The sequence below is a fragment of the Stenotrophomonas sp. YJH_SMC_10 genome (assembly GCF_059371555.1).
Window position 1 is genome coordinate 128,670 of the sequence record NZ_JCAFUS010000007.1, and the last position, 18,105, is coordinate 146,774.

Annotated in this window: 17 protein-coding genes; 8 read left to right on the forward strand and 9 right to left on the reverse strand. The window is 68.0% G+C overall.

Translation table 11 applies throughout. The features are described 5' to 3' along the window. Positions 1-64 precede the first annotated feature (64 nt). Together AC5P9C_RS11300 and AC5P9C_RS11305 are read right to left on the reverse strand one after the other, a co-directional pair. The gene (locus tag AC5P9C_RS11300; RefSeq protein ID WP_049459865.1) at positions 65-856 is read right to left on the reverse strand and encodes an ABC transporter permease; all 792 of its coding nucleotides are present in this window, start codon (positions 854-856) and stop codon (positions 65-67) included. Continuing rightward, complete coding sequence (locus tag AC5P9C_RS11305; RefSeq protein ID WP_049470794.1) at positions 853-1,821, reverse strand: ABC transporter ATP-binding protein; 969 nt, start codon at positions 1,819-1,821, stop codon at positions 853-855. Before AC5P9C_RS11305 ends, AC5P9C_RS11300 begins: the two co-directional genes overlap by 4 nt. Positions 1,822-1,905: 84 nt before the next feature. Here AC5P9C_RS11305 and AC5P9C_RS11310 point away from each other — a divergent pair, with 84 nt between their 5' ends. Further along, a complete protein-coding gene (locus AC5P9C_RS11310; RefSeq protein ID WP_343541182.1) occupies positions 1,906-2,655 on the forward strand; it encodes a ferredoxin--NADP reductase in 750 nt (249 codons plus the stop codon). Between the two features lie 246 nt (positions 2,656-2,901). Here AC5P9C_RS11310 and AC5P9C_RS11315 read toward each other — a convergent pair whose 3' ends face one another. The 3 genes from AC5P9C_RS11315 to AC5P9C_RS11325 all read right to left on the reverse strand — a co-directional run bounded on the left by AC5P9C_RS11315 (position 2,902) and on the right by AC5P9C_RS11325 (position 6,129). Further along, positions 2,902-4,056: a lytic polysaccharide monooxygenase gene (locus AC5P9C_RS11315; protein WP_343541180.1), complete on the reverse strand. Its 1,155-nt coding sequence runs from the start codon at positions 4,054-4,056 to the stop codon at positions 2,902-2,904. A 181-nt stretch (positions 4,057-4,237) separates the two neighbouring features. After that, positions 4,238-5,410, reverse strand: coding sequence for a lytic polysaccharide monooxygenase auxiliary activity family 9 protein (locus AC5P9C_RS11320; protein WP_074725696.1), 1,173 nt, complete (start codon positions 5,408-5,410; stop codon positions 4,238-4,240). Positions 5,411-5,601: 191 nt separating this feature from the next. Continuing rightward, a complete protein-coding gene (locus tag AC5P9C_RS11325) occupies positions 5,602-6,129 on the reverse strand; it encodes a DUF1203 domain-containing protein (protein WP_074725697.1) in 528 nt (175 codons plus the stop codon). Positions 6,130-6,284: 155 nt separating this feature from the next. Here AC5P9C_RS11325 and AC5P9C_RS11330 point away from each other — a divergent pair, with 155 nt between their 5' ends. The 4 genes from AC5P9C_RS11330 (at position 6,285) to AC5P9C_RS11345 (ending at position 11,006) form a co-directional block, all read left to right on the forward strand. Next, on the forward strand, positions 6,285-7,487 hold the full coding sequence (locus AC5P9C_RS11330; protein WP_197638957.1) for a diguanylate cyclase: 1,203 nt from the start codon (positions 6,285-6,287) through the stop codon (positions 7,485-7,487). 68 nt (positions 7,488-7,555) lie between these two features. Beyond that, positions 7,556-9,082: an alpha/beta fold hydrolase gene (locus AC5P9C_RS11335; RefSeq protein WP_116896446.1), complete on the forward strand. Its 1,527-nt coding sequence runs from the start codon at positions 7,556-7,558 to the stop codon at positions 9,080-9,082. Next, complete coding sequence (locus AC5P9C_RS11340; protein WP_049465232.1) at positions 9,079-9,825, forward strand: ABC transporter ATP-binding protein; 747 nt, start codon at positions 9,079-9,081, stop codon at positions 9,823-9,825. The genes AC5P9C_RS11335 and AC5P9C_RS11340 overlap by 4 nt, the downstream gene beginning before the upstream one ends. Further along, positions 9,822-11,006 carry an ABC transporter permease gene (locus AC5P9C_RS11345; protein ID WP_116896444.1) on the forward strand — a complete coding sequence of 395 codons (1,185 nt, stop codon included), beginning with the start codon at positions 9,822-9,824 and terminating at the stop codon, positions 11,004-11,006. Before AC5P9C_RS11340 ends, AC5P9C_RS11345 begins: the two co-directional genes overlap by 4 nt. Positions 11,007-11,029: 23 nt before the next feature. Here AC5P9C_RS11345 and AC5P9C_RS11350 read toward each other — a convergent pair whose 3' ends face one another. Both AC5P9C_RS11350 and AC5P9C_RS11355 read right to left on the reverse strand, forming a co-directional pair. Further along, positions 11,030-11,740, reverse strand: a complete 711-nt coding sequence (locus AC5P9C_RS11350) for a transposase (protein WP_182068618.1) — start codon at positions 11,738-11,740, stop codon at positions 11,030-11,032. A gap of 99 nt (positions 11,741-11,839) precedes the next feature. After that, the gene (locus AC5P9C_RS11355; protein WP_343542423.1) at positions 11,840-12,637 is read right to left on the reverse strand and encodes an AraC family transcriptional regulator; all 798 of its coding nucleotides are present in this window, start codon (positions 12,635-12,637) and stop codon (positions 11,840-11,842) included. Positions 12,638-12,715: 78 nt separating this feature from the next. Between AC5P9C_RS11355 and AC5P9C_RS11360 the strand changes: the two genes are divergently transcribed. Then, positions 12,716-12,970 (forward strand): hypothetical protein, encoded by a 255-nt coding sequence (locus AC5P9C_RS11360; RefSeq protein ID WP_343542424.1) that lies wholly within the window; start codon positions 12,716-12,718, stop codon positions 12,968-12,970. Positions 12,971-13,053: 83 nt separating this feature from the next. On the opposite strand, the gene AC5P9C_RS11365 is transcribed toward AC5P9C_RS11360, so the two are convergent. Together AC5P9C_RS11365 and AC5P9C_RS11370 are read right to left on the reverse strand one after the other, a co-directional pair. After that, entirely contained in the window at positions 13,054-14,067 is a 1,014-nt protein-coding gene (locus tag AC5P9C_RS11365; RefSeq protein ID WP_053505442.1) for an energy transducer TonB, read from the reverse strand. A 201-nt stretch (positions 14,068-14,268) separates the two neighbouring features. Further along, the gene (locus tag AC5P9C_RS11370) at positions 14,269-14,889 is read right to left on the reverse strand and encodes a TIGR00645 family protein (protein WP_049465242.1); all 621 of its coding nucleotides are present in this window, start codon (positions 14,887-14,889) and stop codon (positions 14,269-14,271) included. Between the two features lie 112 nt (positions 14,890-15,001). On the opposite strand from AC5P9C_RS11370, the gene AC5P9C_RS11375 reads away from it, so the two are divergent. Then, positions 15,002-15,691, forward strand: a complete 690-nt coding sequence (locus AC5P9C_RS11375; protein ID WP_116896442.1) for a glutathione binding-like protein — start codon at positions 15,002-15,004, stop codon at positions 15,689-15,691. A gap of 176 nt (positions 15,692-15,867) precedes the next feature. Further along, positions 15,868-18,093, forward strand: coding sequence for a S9 family peptidase (locus tag AC5P9C_RS11380; protein ID WP_414615074.1), 2,226 nt, complete (start codon positions 15,868-15,870; stop codon positions 18,091-18,093). Positions 18,094-18,105 lie beyond the last annotated feature (12 nt).

Sequence of the window (18,105 nt, forward strand, 5' to 3'; positions counted from 1 at the left end):
GCTTCATCCGCGCATGGCGTGGATCCAGTGTCGCCGGCCAGCGGCCGGCACTACCACGCAGGTCTCAACTGCGCATGCCCACGCCACGGCGCAGCAGCCACAGCGCCACCAGGGTCAGTACCACCACGAAACCGACCATGAGCGCATACGCCACCGTCACCGGCACGTCGCTGCTGCCCAGCAGGCCATAGCGGAACGCATTGACCATGTAGAAGATCGGGTTCGCGTGCGTGGCCGCTTCGGCCCAGCCCGGCAGCAGCTTCACCGAATAGAACACGCCGCCCAGGTAGGTCAGCGGGGTCAGGATGAAGGTCGGCACGATCGCCACGTCATCGAACTTCTTGGCGTACACCGCGTTGATGAAGCCGGCCAGCGAGAAGATCGTCGCGCCCAGCAGCACCGTGGTCAGCGTCACCAGCGGGTGCGGGATGCGCACCGGTGTGAAGAACATCGCGATGATCAGCACGATCACGCCCACCATCAGGCCGCGCAGCACGGCACCGGCCACGTAGCCCCACAGGATCACCCAGTTCGGCATCGGGCTGACCAGCAGTTCCTCGACGTGGCGGCCGAACTTGGCACCGAAGAACGAGGAACTGATGTTGCCGTAGCTGTTCTGGATCACGCTCATCATCACCAGGCCCGGCACGATGAACTGCATGTAGGTGTAGCCGCCCATGTCACCCACGCGCGACCCGATCAGGTTGCCGAAGATCAGGAAGTACAGGGTCATGGTGATCGCCGGCGGCACCAGGGTCTGGCCCCAGATGCGCATGATGCGGGCGACTTCGCGGCGCACGATGGTCATCAGTGCGATGCGGTTGCGCTGGCCGTCGGTCAGCTCGGTGGTGCTCATGCAGGCTTCTCCAGGTTGCCGGTGAGGCGCACGAACAGCTCCTCCAGGCGGTTGCTCTTGGTACGCATCGAACGCACGCGGATGCCGGACGCGTTGAGCGTGGCGAACACGCGGTTGAGGTCCATCGCACGCGGCATGTCGATGTCCAGGGTGTGCGGGTCCGGCGCGGTCAGCGTCGCGCCTTCGATCACCGGCAGCTGCGCCGGCAGGTCGCCGTCGATGTCCAGCAGGAAGCCTTCCACGTCCAGCTTGGCCAGCAGGGTGCGCATCGGCCCCTGCTCGACGATCTGGCCGTGGTTGATGATCGCCAGGTGGCGGCACAGGTATTCGGCTTCTTCCAGGTAGTGAGTGGTGAGGATGATCGTGGTGCCTGCGGCATTGATCTCCTTCAGCACGCGCCACATGTCGCGGCGGATCTCGATGTCCACGCCGGCGGTCGGTTCGTCCAGGATCAGCAGGCGCGGGCGGGTCATCATCGCGCGGGCGATCATCAGCCGGCGCTTCATGCCGCCGGACAGCGTGCGGCTCATCACCTGTGCTTTTTCCCACAGGTGTGCGCGCTTGAGTTCCTCTTCGGCGCGTTGCTCGGCCTCCTCGCGGGGCACGCCGTAGAAACCGGCGTAGTTCACCAGTATGTCGAAGGGCTTCTCGAACAGGTTGAAGTTGATTTCCTGCGGCACCAGCCCGATCAGGCGCATGGTGGCGCTGCGGTTGACCACCAGGTCGCTGCCGAACACCTCCACCTTGCCCTCGCTGAGGTTGACCAGGGAGCTGATGATGCCGATCAGGGTCGACTTGCCGGCCCCGTTGGGGCCAAGCAGGGCGAAGAAATCGCCCGGGGCCACTTCCAGGGAAACGCCCTTCAGGGCCTGGGTGCCGTTGTCGTAGGTCTTGCGCAGGTCGCGCACGCGCAGGGCGGGCGCCGTATCGTTCTGGGATGCCAAGCTCGAAGCCTTCGCGCCCATGGGCTGGCGCTGGAGAGGGGCGGGGAGGGGCTATTATAGAAGACCCCGAGGGCTTGCCCCGGCTACACACTGTCCCGAAAAGTCGTGCCTGTTCAATTCCCCCTCAAGCTGGTCGGCCGCCGCATGCTGGCCCCGACCGTCGGCCACTACCAGTTCGTGCGTGATGATGGACAGCCGCTGGATTTCCAGCCCGGCCAGTTCATCCAGGTCCATTTCAGCTACGCCGACGGCACCGAAACCAAGCGCAGCTACTCGCTGGCGACCATCCATGACCACGCGCTGGGCCCGGGCGAGGCGGTCGACATCGCGGTCAGTTTCGTGCCCGGTGGCGCTGCCACGGCGCTGTTCGAGGCGCTGGAGCACGGCAGCCGGATCAACGCGTCGGGCCCGTATGGACGGTTCTGCCTGCACCCCGGCGACCACAACGGCCGCTACCTGCTGATCGCCACCGGTACGGGCGTCACCCCCTATCGCTCGATGCTGCCGCTGCTGGAAAAGGCCATGGCCGAGCGCGGTGTGGAGATCGTGCTGCTGCAGGGCGCGCGCACCCCGGGCGAGCTGCTGTACAGCGAAGATTTCTACAGCTTCGCCGAAAAGCACCCGAACTTCCGCTATGTTCCGTGCTTGTCGCGCGAGCTGCCGGCCAACCCGCACCCGGACGTGCAGCATGGCTACGTGCAGCAGGCGCTGGCCGGCTTCACGCCGGACCCGGCCACCGACATCGCCTACCTGTGCGGCAACCCGGACATGGTCGATGCCTGCGCCGAGCTGCTGAAGGCCGCCGGCCTGGGCAACCCGCAGATCCGCCGCGAGAAGTACGTCAGCAGCAAGTAAGTCCGGGTCGTGCCGGCCGCTGGCCGGCAATCGCATGAACCCCGCGGTAGTGCCGGCCGCTGGCCGGCAACCGCATGAACCCGGTCGTGCCGGCCGCTGGCCGGCAACCGCACGAACCCCGGTAGTGCCGGCCGCTGGCCGGCAACCGCACGAACCCCGGGTAGTGCCGGCCGCTGGCCGGCAATGGCACTGGCCGGCAACCCTGGAAACCGGAGGCGACCCTACGCCGCCCCCGGTGCCCTGCCTTCAGTACTCGATCCAGGCATCGCGCCAGGCAGAGCCGGTACCCGGACGGTAGGCTTCGGCGTTGACATTGCACCAGGCGCCCTCCGGGAACGGGCGGCAGGCGTAGAGCTTGCCGTCCGAGCCCTTGACCACGGTTTCGCCGGGCTTATAGCTGCCGATACCTTCCGGATACACGAAGTCGTAGTCACCCGGCGGCGGATCGACCGGATCCGGCAACGCCGTGTCGAGCTGGAAGCGATGGCCCGGCTTCAGGTAGACGCGGTTCCCGGTGGCCGAGGCGATGGGGGTGATGATGCCGTTGTTCAGTACACCCACCCGGGCATGCTGGGCCGAAGCATTGACCTTGCGGCCCAGCGCCAGCGGCCATTGCGTGGCGGAGGTCTGCCCGGTGGCAAGGGTCATCTTCGGGCTTTCCAGGTCATTGCCGCTGGCGTTGAACACGCGCAGGGTCAGGGTGGTACCGGTCTCCAGTTCCCCCCGCGCGGTGATGGCCCCCGCGTCTTCCCACTCCGGTGGCGGGGTGATGTCACCCCCCTCAAAACGTACGTCGGCACAGGTATAGAACGCTTCCTTCGAATCGGAGCGCTGCCACGTGTTGTAGATCACGTGCTGGCCGCTGCGCTTGGGCAGTGGGCAGTCCAACTTGTAGACATCGCCCGAAAGCGGCACGTTGCCCAGCGTGCAGAACGCCTCCAGATCGGCCCAGCGCAGCGGGCTGCCCGGCTGCCAGCCCTCGCGGGTGACGTAGAACGTCCAGTCGCGGGTGGCGTGCGGTGCCGGTGCCTTGAACTCGAATGTGTAGCGGCCACGTGCGTCGGCGCGGATCGGCGAAGTCTGCCAATCGCTGCGGTTCAGGTCCAGGCCGCGGTACTTGCTGTTGCCACCGCTGCACAGCTCGCCATCCGGCACGACGGCCTGGTGGTTGCCATCGGCCTCGGCCTGGTTGATCCCGGCCCAGTCGTAGAACGGTTGCGCGCCACCGATCGCCTTGGCGGCGGCGCAGGCCGGATGGGTCGGGTTTTCAGGATTCCCCTGGTAACAGGCGTAGACGCGGCTGAAGGGTTTGGACAGGGTGCCGTGGGCGAACGCGCTGCCGGAGGCGACGATGCCGGCAAGCGCAGACAGCGCGAAAAACGTCCGATGGGACAGATGCATGCAGATCTCCTGTGGGTGGTGGAACCCCGCGAAGTCTCGGCATGCGCACTGCCCGTATCCATCGGATTACTTTGAAAGGCAACGCGGATGGCGTCGCCTGGGAGCGGCTTCACACTCACCCGCTGGCTTGCCTCACGCTTTGCAGGGAACGGTGCTCGACCACCGTTCCCTGCGCGTGTTCTCAGTAAGCGATCCAGGCATCGCGCCAGGCCGCGCCCACGCCCGGCCGGTACGCCTCGGCATTGACGTTGCACCACGCGCCCTCCGGGAACGGGCGGCAGGCATACAGCTTGCCGTCGCTGCCCTTCACCACGGTCTGGCCCGGCACATAGCTGCCGATGCCCGCCGGGTACACGTGGTCGAAGTCACCGCCGGGCGACGGCGTGCCCGGGTCCGGCACGCGGGTATCGAGCTGGAAGCGGTTGCCGTCCTTCAGGTACACGCGGTTGTCGGTCGCCGAGGCTGCCGGCGTGATCACGCCATTGCTGAGCACGCCGACGCGTGCATGCTGCGCGCTGGCATTGACCTTGCGCGCCAGCGCCAACGGCCACTGCGCCGCCGTGGTCTGGCCACTGGCCAGCGTGACCTCCACGCGTTCGACATCGTTGCCGCCGGCATTGAACACCCGCAGCGCCAGGGTGGTTCCCACCGGCAGCTCGCCGCGCGCGGTGACCGGGCCGGCATCCTGCCACTGCGGTGCCGGTGTCGTCCCCCCAGCACCGCCCTCGAAGCGCACGTCCATGCAGGTGTAGAACGCCTCGGTGGAATCCGAGCGCTGCCAGGTGTTGTAGATCACATGCTGGCCGCTGCGCTGCGGCAACGTGCACTGCAGCTTGTAGGTGCCATCGGCCGACAGCGGCGTGTTGCCCAGCGTGCAGAACTCCTGCAGATCGGCCCAGCGCAGCGGGCTGCCCGGCTGCCAGCCTTCGCGGGTGACGAAGAAGCGCCAGTCACGGGTGGCGTGCGGTGCGGTCGCCTTGAACACGAAGGTGAACTTCCCATTGGCATCGGGCTGGATCGGCGTGGTCGGCCAGTCACTGCGGTTCACGTCCAGGCCGCGGAAGGTCGGGTTGTTGCCGCTGCACAGCTTGCCGTCAGGTACCACGGCCTGGTGGTTGCCGTTGGCGTTGGCCTGGTTGATGCCGTTCCAGTCGTAGAACGCCTGCGAACCGCCAACCGCCTTGGCGGCGGCGCAGGCCGGATTGGTCGGGTTCTCGGGATTGCCCTGGAAGCAGGCATAGACGCGGCTGACCGGCGTGGTCATGGTGCCGTGGGCGAACGCGTTGCCGGCCAGGCACAGGCCCGCAGCCGCGAACGCGGTGGCCAGCAGCAGCGGTGTGGATCGGAATGACATGGCGCATCCTTGTGGTCGTCGAAAGGGGACGGTGACCGCAGGAGCTGCACGGCGTTGCGGGCTTTCGGCGGCACCACGGCGAGTATCGAGTCGTGATGCGGGCGACGGAACCCGCGCAGTGCCGATCCGTGACTGCGCATGTGAAGCCCTTCCCGCAGGCTTCACGCCGGGCTGAACGGATGCGCTGGACGTCACGTGACCGGCGTGGCATCGATCACGTCATGGAGGTTGCCCGACGTGGTCTGCCTGTCCACCCGATCCGCCTGGCACGAGAAGCAGCCATGCGCGGCGTTGTGCAACTGGACAAAGGCCACCGCAGGGTCGGCGAACAGCGCATCCAGCCGGTCGGCAACGTCGCTGCCCGCGCAGACCTGGGCACCGCGCATCAGCGCGGCGTGGTCATAGGCGCGCACCGAGATCATCCGGCGCTGCACGTACGGGGGCACTTCGCCCGGTGGCAGCACGCAGCGGGTCACGCCGCGCTGCACGAAGATCGGGCCGGAGGCGCGATACGGCGAGTGCAGCGGCAGGTGGACGTGGGGCAGCAGGAGCAGTTCGCTGCCCGGCGGCGGATCGCTCAGGCTGACCCGGCAGGGATGGCCGCCGCTGTCGCCCGCCCAGCGGCGCTGGATGCCGAGCGCGGCGAGCGCGCTGTCGCTCAATTCGAACAGGTGCAGGAACGGGCGGTGGTCGATGCCACCGAGGTACCACGTGTGCATGGGTGTCTCCTTGGGTTTCCAGCGGATAGTGCGCAAGCGCCGGCCGTCGTGCTCGCCGTTTTCAGACCCCGCATCGCCGTCGGGCCGGAGCGGGCGGCAGGGATCGCGCGGCAAGGCGCTAAGATGCGCGCGCCGCCCCGGCCGACGAGTGCCGCATGTCCCTGGATTTCCCCACCATCACCGTGCTTGGCTTCCTGCTCTGCATCGGCATTGCGGTGGGCTTCTCGCTGCTGCTGGTCGTACTGCGCGGGCAACCGGTGCTGCGGCAGTGGACCATCAGCCTGTGGCTGTTGACCCTGGGGGTGACCCTGCTGGCGCTGCGGCCCTACCTGCCGCTGGTGCCGGCGGTGCTGGCCGGCAATGCGGCGATGGCCGGCTGCGGGTTGATGATGCTGCGCGGCATGGCCCTGCATCTGCAACGGCCGTTGCCGCTGTGGTGGCCGCTGCTGATGGCGACCGCGTTCATGGCCTGCATCTTCGCCTTCCTGGTGCCGTGGCCGGACCTGGGCATGCGGCTGCTGGTGTTCAGCGTGTTCGCACTGATGGTCGACGGCTGGATCGCCGCGTTGCTGCTGCGGCATGCACCGCCACAGCAGCGCACCAGCTGCCGCCTGGCCGCTGCCGTGTTCCTGGCAGAGGCTGCGTTGTACGCGGTTCGCCTGTTCCTGCCGGTGGCGCCCGACGCCGGTGAGGACATCATGCGGACCGGCTCGCCGATGTTCGCCACTTATATCGCGGGGGTGATGCTGGAACTGGCGCGTTGCTTCGCGATGGTACTGCTGCTGGTCGAGCGCATGCTGGTGGACCTGCGCCGCGCGGCCCGCACCGACGGCCTGACCGGCCTGCTCAACCGCAGCGCAGTGCTGGCCGATGGCCAGGCGCAACTGCAGAAGCTGCGCCGCCAGCGCCGGCCGCTGGCATTGCTGCTGGTCGACGTGGACCACTTCAAGAAGATCAATGATCGCTGGGGCCATCTGGCCGGCGACCAGGTGCTGCGCCATTTCGCGGCGACGCTGCAGCACTGCGTGCAGGGCCATGAGCACCTGCTGGGCCGTTACGGTGGCGAAGAATTCGTGCTGGTGCTGGCTGGAGGCACGCGCGGCGAAGCCATGGAACGGGCGGCGGCGATCCGCGCGCGACTGCAGCAGCGGCCAGCGCTGCTGACCGATGGGCCGGTGTGGGTCACCGCCAGCGTCGGCCTGGCGATGGACGCGGGGCAGGGCGATCTGTCGACGTTGCTGGCCGCTGCCGATGCCGCCCTGTACCGGGCCAAGGCCGAAGGGCGGGACCGCCTGGTCTGCGCGCCGCCGGCGGCCGATTCGCCATTGCCCATCGCCCCCGGCGCGCTGCCCGTGTAAGTTGAGTCACATCTTCCGCGGCAGCCCGTCGTGGTCGACAGGAACGTCCTCCAGGGGAAACGAGCACGATGCAAAGACACCACCTCGCGCTGGCCGGAATGCTGGCCAGCCTGTTGCTTGCCGGGTGCAGCCCGTCGCCGGCAGCCGACGCCGGCAGCGCCAGCGATGCACCCAGCCGCCGCTTCGGCACGATCGACTTCCAGCCCTGCACGCTGTCCACCGTCGGCGCCAGCGCCAACGTGGAAGCGCAGTGCGCCACCCTGCAGGTGCCGGAGGACCGGGCCCGGCCTGAGGCTCGCCGCATCGACCTGCGCATCGCCTGGCTGGAATCGGGCAGCAGCGGTTCCAGCCAGCCCGATCCGGTGTTCTTCCTCGCCGGTGGCCCTGGCCAGGCGGCCAGCGAAGTGGCCGTCGTCGTCGACACCGCGCTGCGCCAGGTACGCAAGCAGCGTGACGTGTTCCTGATCGACCAGCGCGGCACCGGCGGCTCGAACCCGCTCAGCTGCCTGGGCGCGGACGGCAAGGATCTGCCGATGGGCGAAGACGACGCGTCTTCGGAGGCCTCGCTGCGCGACTACGCCCAACGCTGCGCCGCGTCGCTGCAGGGGCGCGCCGATGCGCGTTTCTATACCACCACCGAAGCCATCGCCGACCTGGATGCGGTGCGGGCGGCGCTCGGCGTGGACAAGGTCAACCTGGTCGGCGGTTCCTACGGCACCCGCGTGGCCCAGCGCTACGCCGGCGCCTACCCGCAGCACACGCGCAGCATCGTCATCGATGGCGTGATACCGAACGAACTGGTGGTCGGCGGTGACTTCGCGACCACGTTCGAGGATGCGATCGCCCTGCAGTCGGCGCAGTGCCGCAAGGACGCCGCCTGCAGCAAGCGTTTCCCGACCGATACCCGCGCGCAGCTGCGCAGCGTGGTCGACACCCTGCGCCGTGCGCCGGTCCCGGTCGAGTATCGCGACCCGGGTACCAACGCACCGCGGCAGGATGTCCTGACGCCGGACAGTGTGGTCGGCCTGGCCTTCGCCTTCTCGTACGTGCCGCAGTATTCCTCGCTGTTGCCGCTGGTGCTGGATGAGGCCGCTCATGGCCGCTACGCGCCGCTGGCGTCGTTGGCCCGCGGTGCGAACCGCAGCATGGATTTCCAGATCAACCGCGGCATGCAGTGGTCGGTGATCTGCAGCGAGGATGCACCGCGCTACCACGCGCCGGCCGAAGATCCCGCGCGGCTGTTCGGCAACGAGGTGGCCAGTACCTTCTTCGCCGCCTGCCCGGTGTGGCCGCACCGGCCGGCGCCGGCGACCGGTGCGGTGCCACTGCGCAGCAACGTGCCGGCGCTGTTGCTGTCCGGTGAGCTGGACCCGGTGACGCCGCCGCGCTATGCCGCGCAGGTACTCAAGGGCCTGCCCAACGGCCGCGCGCTGGTCGCCCGTGGCCAGGGCCATGGCACCCTGGCCGCCGGCTGCATGCCGCGCCTGCTCGGCCAGTTCATCGACACGACCGATGCCAAGGCGCTGGATGCCGGCTGCCTGGACACGCTGAGCTACGTGCCGGCGTTCACCTCGTTCAACGGATGGGAACCATGATCGTCGCCGACAGCCTGCACAAGGCCTTCGATACCCGCACGGGCCGCATCCAGGCGGTCTCCAACGTCGGCTTCCGTGCCGGCGACGGACAGATCACCGGCCTGCTCGGCCCCAACGGTGCCGGCAAGACCACCACCATGCGCATGCTCTACACGCTGATGACGCCCGACCAGGGCAGCATCACTGTCGATGGCATCGATGCGGCACGCAATCCCGTCGAGGTGCGTCGCCACCTGGGCGTGCTGCCCGATGCACGTGGCGTCTACAAGCGCCTGACCGCGCGCGAGAACATCGCCTACTTTGGCGAGCTGCATGGCCTGTCGGCCGAGCGCATCCGCGAACGCATCGAGGTGCTGTCGCACGCGCTGGACATGGGCGACATCCTCGACCGCCAGACCGATGGTTTCTCGCAGGGCCAGCGCACCAAGACCGCGATCGCCCGCGCGCTGGTGCACGACCCGCGCAACGTCATCCTCGATGAACCGACCAACGGCCTGGATGTGATGACCACGCGCGCGCTGCGCCGCTTCCTGCTGGGCCTGCGCGAAGAAGGGCGCTGCGTGATCCTGTCCAGCCACATCATGCAGGAGGTGGGTGCGTTGTGTGACCACATCGTGATCATTGCCAAGGGCACGGTGATGGCCGCCGGCAGCGCCGACGAGCTGCGTGCACAGGCCGGTGAAGCCAATCTTGAGGACGCGTTCGTGAAACTGATCGGCAGCGAAGAGGGCCTGCACGCATGAGCATGATGTCGACCCTGGTGACCGTGATGCGCAAGGAACTGCGTGATCTGTCGCGTGACCGCCGCACGCTGCTGCTGACGCTGCTGTTCGGGCCACTGCTGTACCCGGTGCTGCTGCTGGGCATGGGCAAGCTGGCCGAGAGCCGGGTGCGCACCCAGATCGAACAACCGTTGCAGATCCCGACCATCGGTGCGGAGAACGCGCCGAACCTGGTGCGCTTCCTCGCCGCACAGGGCCTCAATGCCGCGCCGGCACCGAAGGACCTGGCCGAGGCCATCCGCAGCCAGGACATCGATGTAGCGCTGCGCATCAGCGATGACTTCGGCAAGGACTGGGCCGAGGGCAAACCGGCGCTGGTGGAGGTGATCAAGGACAGCACGCGTCGCGCGGCCGAAGTACCCAGTGCACGCCTGGAGGCGGCGCTGGCCACCTACAACGGCCAGGTCGGTGCCTTGCGCCTGATGGCACGCGGCATCGACGCACAGGTGGCCCGCCCGCTGGACGTGGCGCGCCAGGACCTGGCCAGTGCCGAAGCCAAGCGCGGCATGATCCTGTCGATGCTGCTACCGGTGCTGCTGACACTGACCTCGTTCATCGGTGGCGCCTACCTGGTGATGGACGCCACCGCCGGCGAGCGCGAGCGGCAGTCGCTGGAACCCCTGCTGGCTACGCCGGGCTCGCGCAGCGCAATCGTCAGCGGCAAGATCGCCGCCGCCTGCGTGGTCGGTTTCGTGTCGCTGCTGCTGACCCTGGTCGCGTTCAAGGTGAGCGCGCAGATCGCACCCGGCAACATCGGCCGCCAGTTCAACATGAACGTCGGCTCGATGCTGCAGATGCTGCTGGTGATGCTGCCGATGCTGCTGATCGGCACCTCGCTGCTGACCTTCCTGTCGGCCGCGGCCAAGAGCATGAAGGAAGCGCAGAGCCACATGACCTGGCTGATGCTGCTGCCGATGCTGCCCGGCTACGCACTGGTGGCCTATCCGCTGAAGAGCGAACTGTGGCAGTACGCCGTGCCGTTCCTGTCGCAGAACCAGATGCTGCTGAAGGTGATTCGCCACGAGACCATCACCCCCGCAGTCTGGGCGATCTACCTCGGCGCCAGCCTCGGCCTGGCCGCCGTGCTGTGGTTCGCCGCCGTGCGCCGCTACCACAACGAGCGCTTGGCCATCTCTGGTTGACCAGAAAAAGGGGACGGAGGGGATTAAGTCGTTTCTGCCCCTCCCGTCCCCTCCTTGCGCGGGCGGCCTTGTCTTCGCATCGCCACCGGGCGCCCGAGCGTCTGCTCTACCATCCGCAGGAAGGCAGCATCCCCCAACGGGCGCTGTTTGGCGCCATGACTGCGGATTGCGGGCAGATCGGCGGACGCATTCACATCGCGCAGGAATCGCGCATACACCGTCGTCCTGTTGCGAGCGGTTGCGGCCAACGCTCTGAATGCGGGATGCGGGGTCAGCATGGGATCAGCGCGTCGTTGAAGGTTGCCGTGCACGCTGGACCACGGATGATCTTCAGCGCTGACAGCAATGCCGGCACGAACGGGATTGCGTTCGATGTAGCGGTATACGCTGAGCAGGTAGCCGTCGCTGTCGATCATTGAGGAATGGAAGCGGCCCTGCCACAGGGGACCGGTGCGGCCGTGCCGCTGGTTGAAAGCCTGCACATAGTTGTTGCCCTGCATGCGCATTGCATCGGCCAGCCCGCGCTGCGTGGATGGCGTGGCCAGCAGGTGGACGTGGTTGTCCATCAGGACATAGGCATGCAGTGCGACGCGGTGCTTGAGGAAAGCGCCGTGCAGCAGATGCAGGAACAGTTGCCGGTCGATGTCGTCGACGAAGATCGCACCCTTGTTCACACCGCGCTGGATCACGTGATAGGCCTGGCCGGCCAGCATCAGGCGCGCTTGTCGGGGCATGGGATTCCCAGGTCGAAGGGGGTCTCAGCCTGGCATCGGCACCGTGGCGTGGGGCATCAGGTAATGCCGCGCAGGCGTATCGGAGGAGTCAGAAGCGACTTAATCCCCTCCGTCCCCTTTTCCGTACCGCGCGGGCGTCACACCCATCTCGCGCTTGAACACGGTGATGAACGCGCTTGGGGTGTCGTATCCCATCGACAGCGCGACGCGGGTCACCGGCTCGCCGGCCAGCAGGCGTGGCAGCGACAGCAGCACGCGCAGGCGTTGCCGCCAATGGCCCAGGGTCATGCCTGTTTCGGCCTGCCACCGGCGGGCGAGGCTGCGGCTGGACAGGCCGCCGGTGGCCGCCCACGCTTCGACACTGCGCAGGTCGTCTGGCGATCGCGCCAACGCCGCCGCGATCCGCCGCAACCGGCGATCCCGCGGCTGTGGCAGGGCAAGTGGCAAGGGAGTGCTGGCACGGATCTCATCGGCAATGACGCCGGCCAGGCGTGCCTGCGCAGCGTCCAGTGCCTGATGCGGCCAGCGCAGTGCGCGCGTCACCGCCGCCTGCAACAGCGCATCGGGTTGGAAAATACGGGGCAGCGGGGGCAGATCCAGGCCGGCATCGGCGCGGACGTACAGGCTCCAGCCATCGAACCCGTCTGCCCCGAGCAGCGCATGGGGCAGCAGCGGCGGTATCCAGGCAACGTGCCCGGCCGGAAGCAGCCACTGCAGATTCCCGGCTTCGATCCGCAACAGGCCCTGATGGGCGCCCAGCAATTGACCGCGCCGGTGTTGGTGGCGGGCGGTGCGCCGCCTTCCGGGCACGCGCAGCTGGCCGGCCAGCACGATGGGGCCGTCGTCGGCGTCCGCCAATGCCGGATCAATCAAGCCGGTCGGTGTCTGATCTGCCATATCCATTGGCAGTTATACGGCAGAAGCGCCGACCCGCGCGCGCCACACTGGGCGCCCATTCCAACACGAGCCGCCCCGATGCAGCCCCAGGACATCCTTTCCGACCACCAGAACGAAGTACAGGTAAACGGCCTCACCGTGCGCAAGGGCAGCGTCGGCGCCTTCCTCGCCAGTGTCCGCGACTGGCAGGACGCCGCCAGCAACGACGCCACCCGCGCCGCCGCCGAAGCCGACCTGCGTGCGCTGCTGCCGGGCCTGCATGCGCTTGGCCTGTTCCAGGTGCTGGCCGCGCGCGATCCGGCACTGCAGCGCCTGATCGACAGTGCCCGCTGAAACGGACAAGGCCCGGACATGCCGGGCCTTGTCGTCATTGCGGGGCGGAAACGACTTAATCCCCTCCGTCCCCTTTTCTGCGGTCAGCTGCCGCCCGGGGCGAACACCAGGGTCCGGCGGGTGGTGACCGGTGCGCTGACCGGCTCGAAGCGCCAGCGCTTGACCGCGTTCATGGCCTCGCGATCGAAGACGCGCGATGGCGTTGCGCGCAGCACCCGGGCGTTGGTCACCGAGCCATCGGTGCCGACGGTGATCTCCACCAGCACCTCGCCCGAGGTGCCGGCACGCAGCGCCTCGGAAGGATAGCGCGGTGCCGGCGTGCTGACCGGGCGCAGGTTCGGCGCCGCAGCGGCCGCAGGCGCTGCGGCCTGGCGTGCCGCGCTGGCCTGCTGGGCGGCAGCCTGCTGCTGCTTCTGCTCGGCTTCGCGGCGGGCCGCAGCCTGGCGCTCGGCTTCCTGGCGCTCGTTGTCGCGGCGGGCGGCGTCCTGCTGGGCAGCGATCTGCTTGGCCGCGTCGGCTTCCTTGGCACGCTGCTCGGCCAGGCGCTGCTGTTCGGTCTGCTGCTTGCTGCGGTCCTCGGCGTCCTTCTTGGCCTTCTCGGCTTCGGCCTCGGTGCGCTTGGCCGCGTTCTGCACGCCCTTGGCCAGGCCGTCCTTCAGGCGCGGCAGGGCCGGCGCGGAGGCATCGACCTTCTCGATCAGCGCCACCAGCCGCTGTGCTTCGGTGTAGTCCTCGCGCCCCAGGTGCTGTTCGGCGGCGATCAGCGTGTAGGGCAGCAGGTCGGTCAGCGCGCTCTTCACCGAGGCGTCGTCCGGGGTCTTGTCGCGCAGCGCGAGGTAGTACTCGATGGCGTTGTCGCCGGCCGGCGCGTACATGCGGTTCTCGCGCAGGGCCTGGCTGGCCGACTCACGCAGCTGCTCGGTGCCCATCGACTGCACCTTGGCGGCGACCACCGGTGCGGCCGGCGCAGCGGCGGCGGGTGCGGAGGCCGGGGCCGGTGCAGCGGTTTCTTCCTTGCCCGAGCAGGCGGCCAGCGCCAGTGCCAGGGCAACCGGCAGCCACCGGCGCGCGGCGGTGATCGTTGAGACGTGCGACATCCTGCTCCCCTTTAGAAGACGACGTGACGTAAATCATTGATATGCATGGCCGGGACCCGTGGTCCAGGCGCGGCAGGGTGGCGTTTCCCGACGCCACCGCCGGCAACGGCGAGGATGCAATCTAGCATCCCGGCCACCGCCCCGCACAAGGGGTGGTGGCCGGGTGGGCCCGCGGCCATCATGCCGTGGCTGGCGGCGACCTCAGTGGTCGTGGGCCTTGTCGTGCGACTTGCTGTGGCCGTTGGACATCAGCTTGTCGGTCCAGGCGATGCCGATCGCCGACAGGATGAACACGCAGTGGATGATGGTCTGCCACAGCACGCCGTCAGGGGTCAGCATCGAGCAGCGGGCGACACCGATGTTGGCGGCGGCCACGCTCATCTGCTCCGGCGTGCACAGCGGGATGCCATTCAACGCGCCACTGGCGATGAAGGTCTTCAGCAGGTGGATCGAGGAGATGCCGATGATCGCCATCGCCAGCTTCACCTTCAGCACGCTGGCATTGACGTGGCTCAGCCATTCCGGCTGGTCCGGGTGGCCTTCCAGGCGCAGGCGCGAGACGAAGGTCTCATAGCCGCCGACGATCACCATGACCAGCAGGTTGGAGATCATCACCACGTCGATCAGGCCCAGCACGATCAGCATGATCTGCTGCTCGCCCATCGACACCGAATGCGAGATCAGGTGCCACAGTTCCTTGCCGAACAGGAACACGTAGACGCACTGCGCCACGATCAGGCCCAGGTACAGCGGCAGCTGCAGCCAGCGCGAGGCGAAGATCAACGTGGACAACGGGGAGAGCGGCGGGCGGTTTGCACTCATGCGGGGGATGCTGCGTTTCGGGGGAGAGGCGAGGTTACCGGCCCGCCATGACGGTGCCAACCCAACTCACGCACTAGACTTCAGGTTCCTTTCCGCACCCCGAGCCGACGCCATGATCGACCTGTATTACTGGCCCACCCCGAACGGCCACAAAGTGACCCTGCTGTTGGAGGAAGCCGGCCTGGAGTACCGCGTCCACCCGGTCAACATCGGCTCGGGTGACCAGTTCAAGCCAGAGTTCCTGGCCATCTCGCCCAACAACAAGATGCCGGCCATCGTCGACCACGCCCCGGCCGATGGCGGCGCCCCGCAGAGCGTGTTCGAGTCCGGCGCGATCCTGCTGTACCTGGCCGAGAAGACCGGCCGCTTCCTGCCCAGCGACGCGCGTGGCCGCGTGACCACGCTGGAATGGCTGTTCTGGCAGATGGCGGGCCTGGGCCCCATGAGTGGCCAGATGGGCCATTTCAATGTGTACGCGCCGGAGAAGATTCCCTACGCGATCGAGCGCTACGACAACGAGGTGCGCCGCCTGCACGGGGTGATGGACAAGCGCCTGGCCCAGCACGCCTTCCTGGCCGGCGATGCGTACACCATCGCCGACATGGCCAGCTACCCGTGGGTCGGCGCCTACGACAAGCTGCCGGTGGACTTCGCCGCGTTCCCGAACCTCAAGCGCTGGCACGAGGCCATCGCCGCGCGCCCGGCCACCCAGCGCGCCTATGCGCTGCGCCAGCAGGTGAACCCGAACGCCGGCAAGCCGCTCAGCGACGAAGAGCGCAAGCACCTGTTCGGCCAGCGCTGACCCCGGCAGGCGGCCCCAGAGGGTCGGATCCCTTTGCAGCGCAAAGGGCGCTGACCCTCCAGTGCGCCGCCATGGGCAGAAGGTCATGCTGCCTTCCCGCACGGGCTTGGTTAGGATGGAGGAACGACCGCCCCGCGCCTGCCGCCGGGCGGACCTGCCGTTTGCCGGGATCCTCCATGCGCCACCTGTTCGCTTCGCTTGCCCTCATGCTCGCCACCAGTACCGCCGCCCACGCCGAAAAGCTGACCCTGGAGGCCATCACCGGCCCGCTGCCGCTGTCCGGCCCGACCCTGATGAAGCCCAAGGTGGCGCCGGACGGTTCGCAGGTCAGTTTCCTGCGCGGCAAGGACAGCGATCGCAACCAGCTGGATCTATGGACCTACGACATCGGCAGTGGCCAGACCCGGTTGCTGGTTGATTCCAAGGTGGTGCTGCCCGGCACCGAGACCCTCAGCGATGAGGAAAAGGCGCGCCGCGAGCGCCAGCGCATCGCCGCCATGACCGGCATCGTCGATTACCAGTGGTCGCCGGACGCACAGCGCCTGCTGTTCCCGTTGGGCGGCGAGCTGTACCTGTACGACCTCAAGCAGCAGGGCGCGGCGGCCGTGCGCCAGCTGACCCACGGTGAGGGCTTCGCCACCGACGCCAAGCTGTCGCCCAAGGGCGGCTTCGTCAGCTTCATCCGTGGCCGCAACCTGTGGGTGATCGACCTGGCCAGCGGCAGGCAGCTGCAGCTGACCCACGACGGCAGCACCACCATCGGCAACGGCGTGGCCGAGTTCGTCGCCGATGAAGAGATGGACCGCCACACCGGTTACTGGTGGGCACCGGATGATTCGGCGATTGCCTTTGCCCGTATCGACGAGGCACCGGTGCCGGTGCAGAAGCGCTACGAGGTCTACGCCGACCGCACCGATGTGATCGAACAGCGTTACCCGGCCGCCGGCGACGCCAACGTGCGCGTGCAGCTGGGGGTCATCGCACCGGCCGCCGATGCGCAGCCGCGCTGGATCGACCTGGGCAAGGAACAGGACATCTACCTGGCCCGCGTCGACTGGCGCGATCCGCGGCACCTGAGCTTCCAGCGCCAGTCGCGCGACCAGAAGCAGCTGGACCTGGTGGAAGTGGCACTCGACTCCAACCGCCAGCGCGTACTCGCCCACGAAACCAGCCCGACCTGGGTACCGCTGCACAACAGCCTGCGCTTCCTTGAAGACGGCAGCGTGCTGTGGTCGTCCGAGCGCACCGGCTTCCAGCACCTGTACCGCATCGACAGCAAGGGCAAGACCACCGCGCTGACCCACGGCAACTGGCCGGTGGACGAGCTGCTGGCGGTGGATGAGACGGCCGGCAAGGCCTACTTCCGTGCCGGCATCGAAAGCCCGCGCGAAAGCCAGATCTACGCGGTCTCGCTGCAGGGCGGCGAGCCGCAGCGCCTGTCGAAGGCGCCAGGCATGCACAGCGCGAGCTTCGCCCGCAACGCCAGCGTCTATGTGGACAGCTGGTCCAACAGCACCACGCCGCCGCAGATCGAGCTGTTCCGCGCCAACGGCGAGAAGATCGCCACGCTGGTGGAGAACGATCTGGCCGATCCCAAGCACCCGTATGCGCGCTACCGCGACGCGCAGCGCCCGGTCGAGTTCGGCACGCTTACCGCCGCCGACGGCAAGACGCCGCTGCACTACAGCCTGATCAAGCCGGCCGGCTTCGATCCATCCAGGCGCTACCCGGTGGCGGTGTATGTCTATGGCGGCCCGGCCAGCCAGACCGTCACCGACAGCTGGCCCGGCCGCGGCGACCATCTGTTCAACCAGTACCTGGCCCAGCAGGGCTACGTGGTGTTCTCGCTGGACAACCGCGGCACCCCGCGCCGCGGCCGCCACTTCGGGGGTGCGCTGTACGGGAAGCAGGGCACGGTGGAAGTGACCGACCAGCTGCGTGGCGTGGCCTGGCTCAAGCAGCAGCCGTGGGTGGACCCGGCGCGCATCGGCGTGCAGGGCTGGTCCAACGGCGGCTACATGACCCTGATGCTGCTGGCCAAGGCGTCGAACCAGTACGCCTGCGGCGTGGCCGGCGCCCCGGTCACCGACTGGGGCCTGTACGACAGCCATTACACCGAGCGCTACATGGACCTGCCGGCGCGCAACGACGCCGGTTACCGTGAAGCGCGCGTGCTGACCCACATTGATGGGCTGCGCTCGCCGTTGTTGCTGATCCACGGCATGGCGGACGACAACGTGCTGTTCACCAATTCGACCAGCTTGATGAGCGCGCTGCAGAAGCGCGGCCAGCCGTTCGAGCTGATGACCTACCCGGGTGCCAAGCATGGCCTGTCCGGCGCCGATGCCCTGCATCGCTACCGTGTGGCCGAAGCCTTCCTGGGGCGCTGCCTGAAGCCTTGAAACACAGACGGG

Excerpts from the sequence above, each read along its gene's own strand:
- AC5P9C_RS11300 (WP_049459865.1), bottom strand. The coding sequence starts at position 856 with ATGAGCACCACCGAGCTGACCGACGGCCAGCGCAACCGCATCGCACTG.
- AC5P9C_RS11305 (WP_049470794.1), bottom strand. The coding sequence starts at position 1,821 with ATGGGCGCGAAGGCTTCGAGCTTGGCATCCCAGAACGATACGGCGCCC.
- AC5P9C_RS11315 (WP_343541180.1), bottom strand. The coding sequence starts at position 4,056 with ATGCATCTGTCCCATCGGACGTTTTTCGCGCTGTCTGCGCTTGCCGGC.
- AC5P9C_RS11320 (WP_074725696.1), bottom strand. The coding sequence starts at position 5,410 with ATGTCATTCCGATCCACACCGCTGCTGCTGGCCACCGCGTTCGCGGCT.
- AC5P9C_RS11325 (WP_074725697.1), bottom strand. The coding sequence starts at position 6,129 with ATGCACACGTGGTACCTCGGTGGCATCGACCACCGCCCGTTCCTGCAC.
- AC5P9C_RS11330 (WP_197638957.1), top strand. The coding sequence starts at position 6,285 with ATGTCCCTGGATTTCCCCACCATCACCGTGCTTGGCTTCCTGCTCTGC.
- AC5P9C_RS11335 (WP_116896446.1), top strand. The coding sequence starts at position 7,556 with ATGCAAAGACACCACCTCGCGCTGGCCGGAATGCTGGCCAGCCTGTTG.
- AC5P9C_RS11340 (WP_049465232.1), top strand. The coding sequence starts at position 9,079 with ATGATCGTCGCCGACAGCCTGCACAAGGCCTTCGATACCCGCACGGGC.
- AC5P9C_RS11345 (WP_116896444.1), top strand. The coding sequence starts at position 9,822 with ATGAGCATGATGTCGACCCTGGTGACCGTGATGCGCAAGGAACTGCGT.
- AC5P9C_RS11350 (WP_182068618.1), bottom strand. The coding sequence starts at position 11,740 with ATGCCCCGACAAGCGCGCCTGATGCTGGCCGGCCAGGCCTATCACGTG.
- AC5P9C_RS11355 (WP_343542423.1), bottom strand. The coding sequence starts at position 12,637 with ATGGCAGATCAGACACCGACCGGCTTGATTGATCCGGCATTGGCGGAC.
- AC5P9C_RS11360 (WP_343542424.1), top strand. The coding sequence starts at position 12,716 with ATGCAGCCCCAGGACATCCTTTCCGACCACCAGAACGAAGTACAGGTA.
- AC5P9C_RS11365 (WP_053505442.1), bottom strand. The coding sequence starts at position 14,067 with ATGTCGCACGTCTCAACGATCACCGCCGCGCGCCGGTGGCTGCCGGTT.
- AC5P9C_RS11370 (WP_049465242.1), bottom strand. The coding sequence starts at position 14,889 with ATGAGTGCAAACCGCCCGCCGCTCTCCCCGTTGTCCACGTTGATCTTC.
- AC5P9C_RS11375 (WP_116896442.1), top strand. The coding sequence starts at position 15,002 with ATGATCGACCTGTATTACTGGCCCACCCCGAACGGCCACAAAGTGACC.
- AC5P9C_RS11380 (WP_414615074.1), top strand. The coding sequence starts at position 15,868 with ATGCGCCACCTGTTCGCTTCGCTTGCCCTCATGCTCGCCACCAGTACC.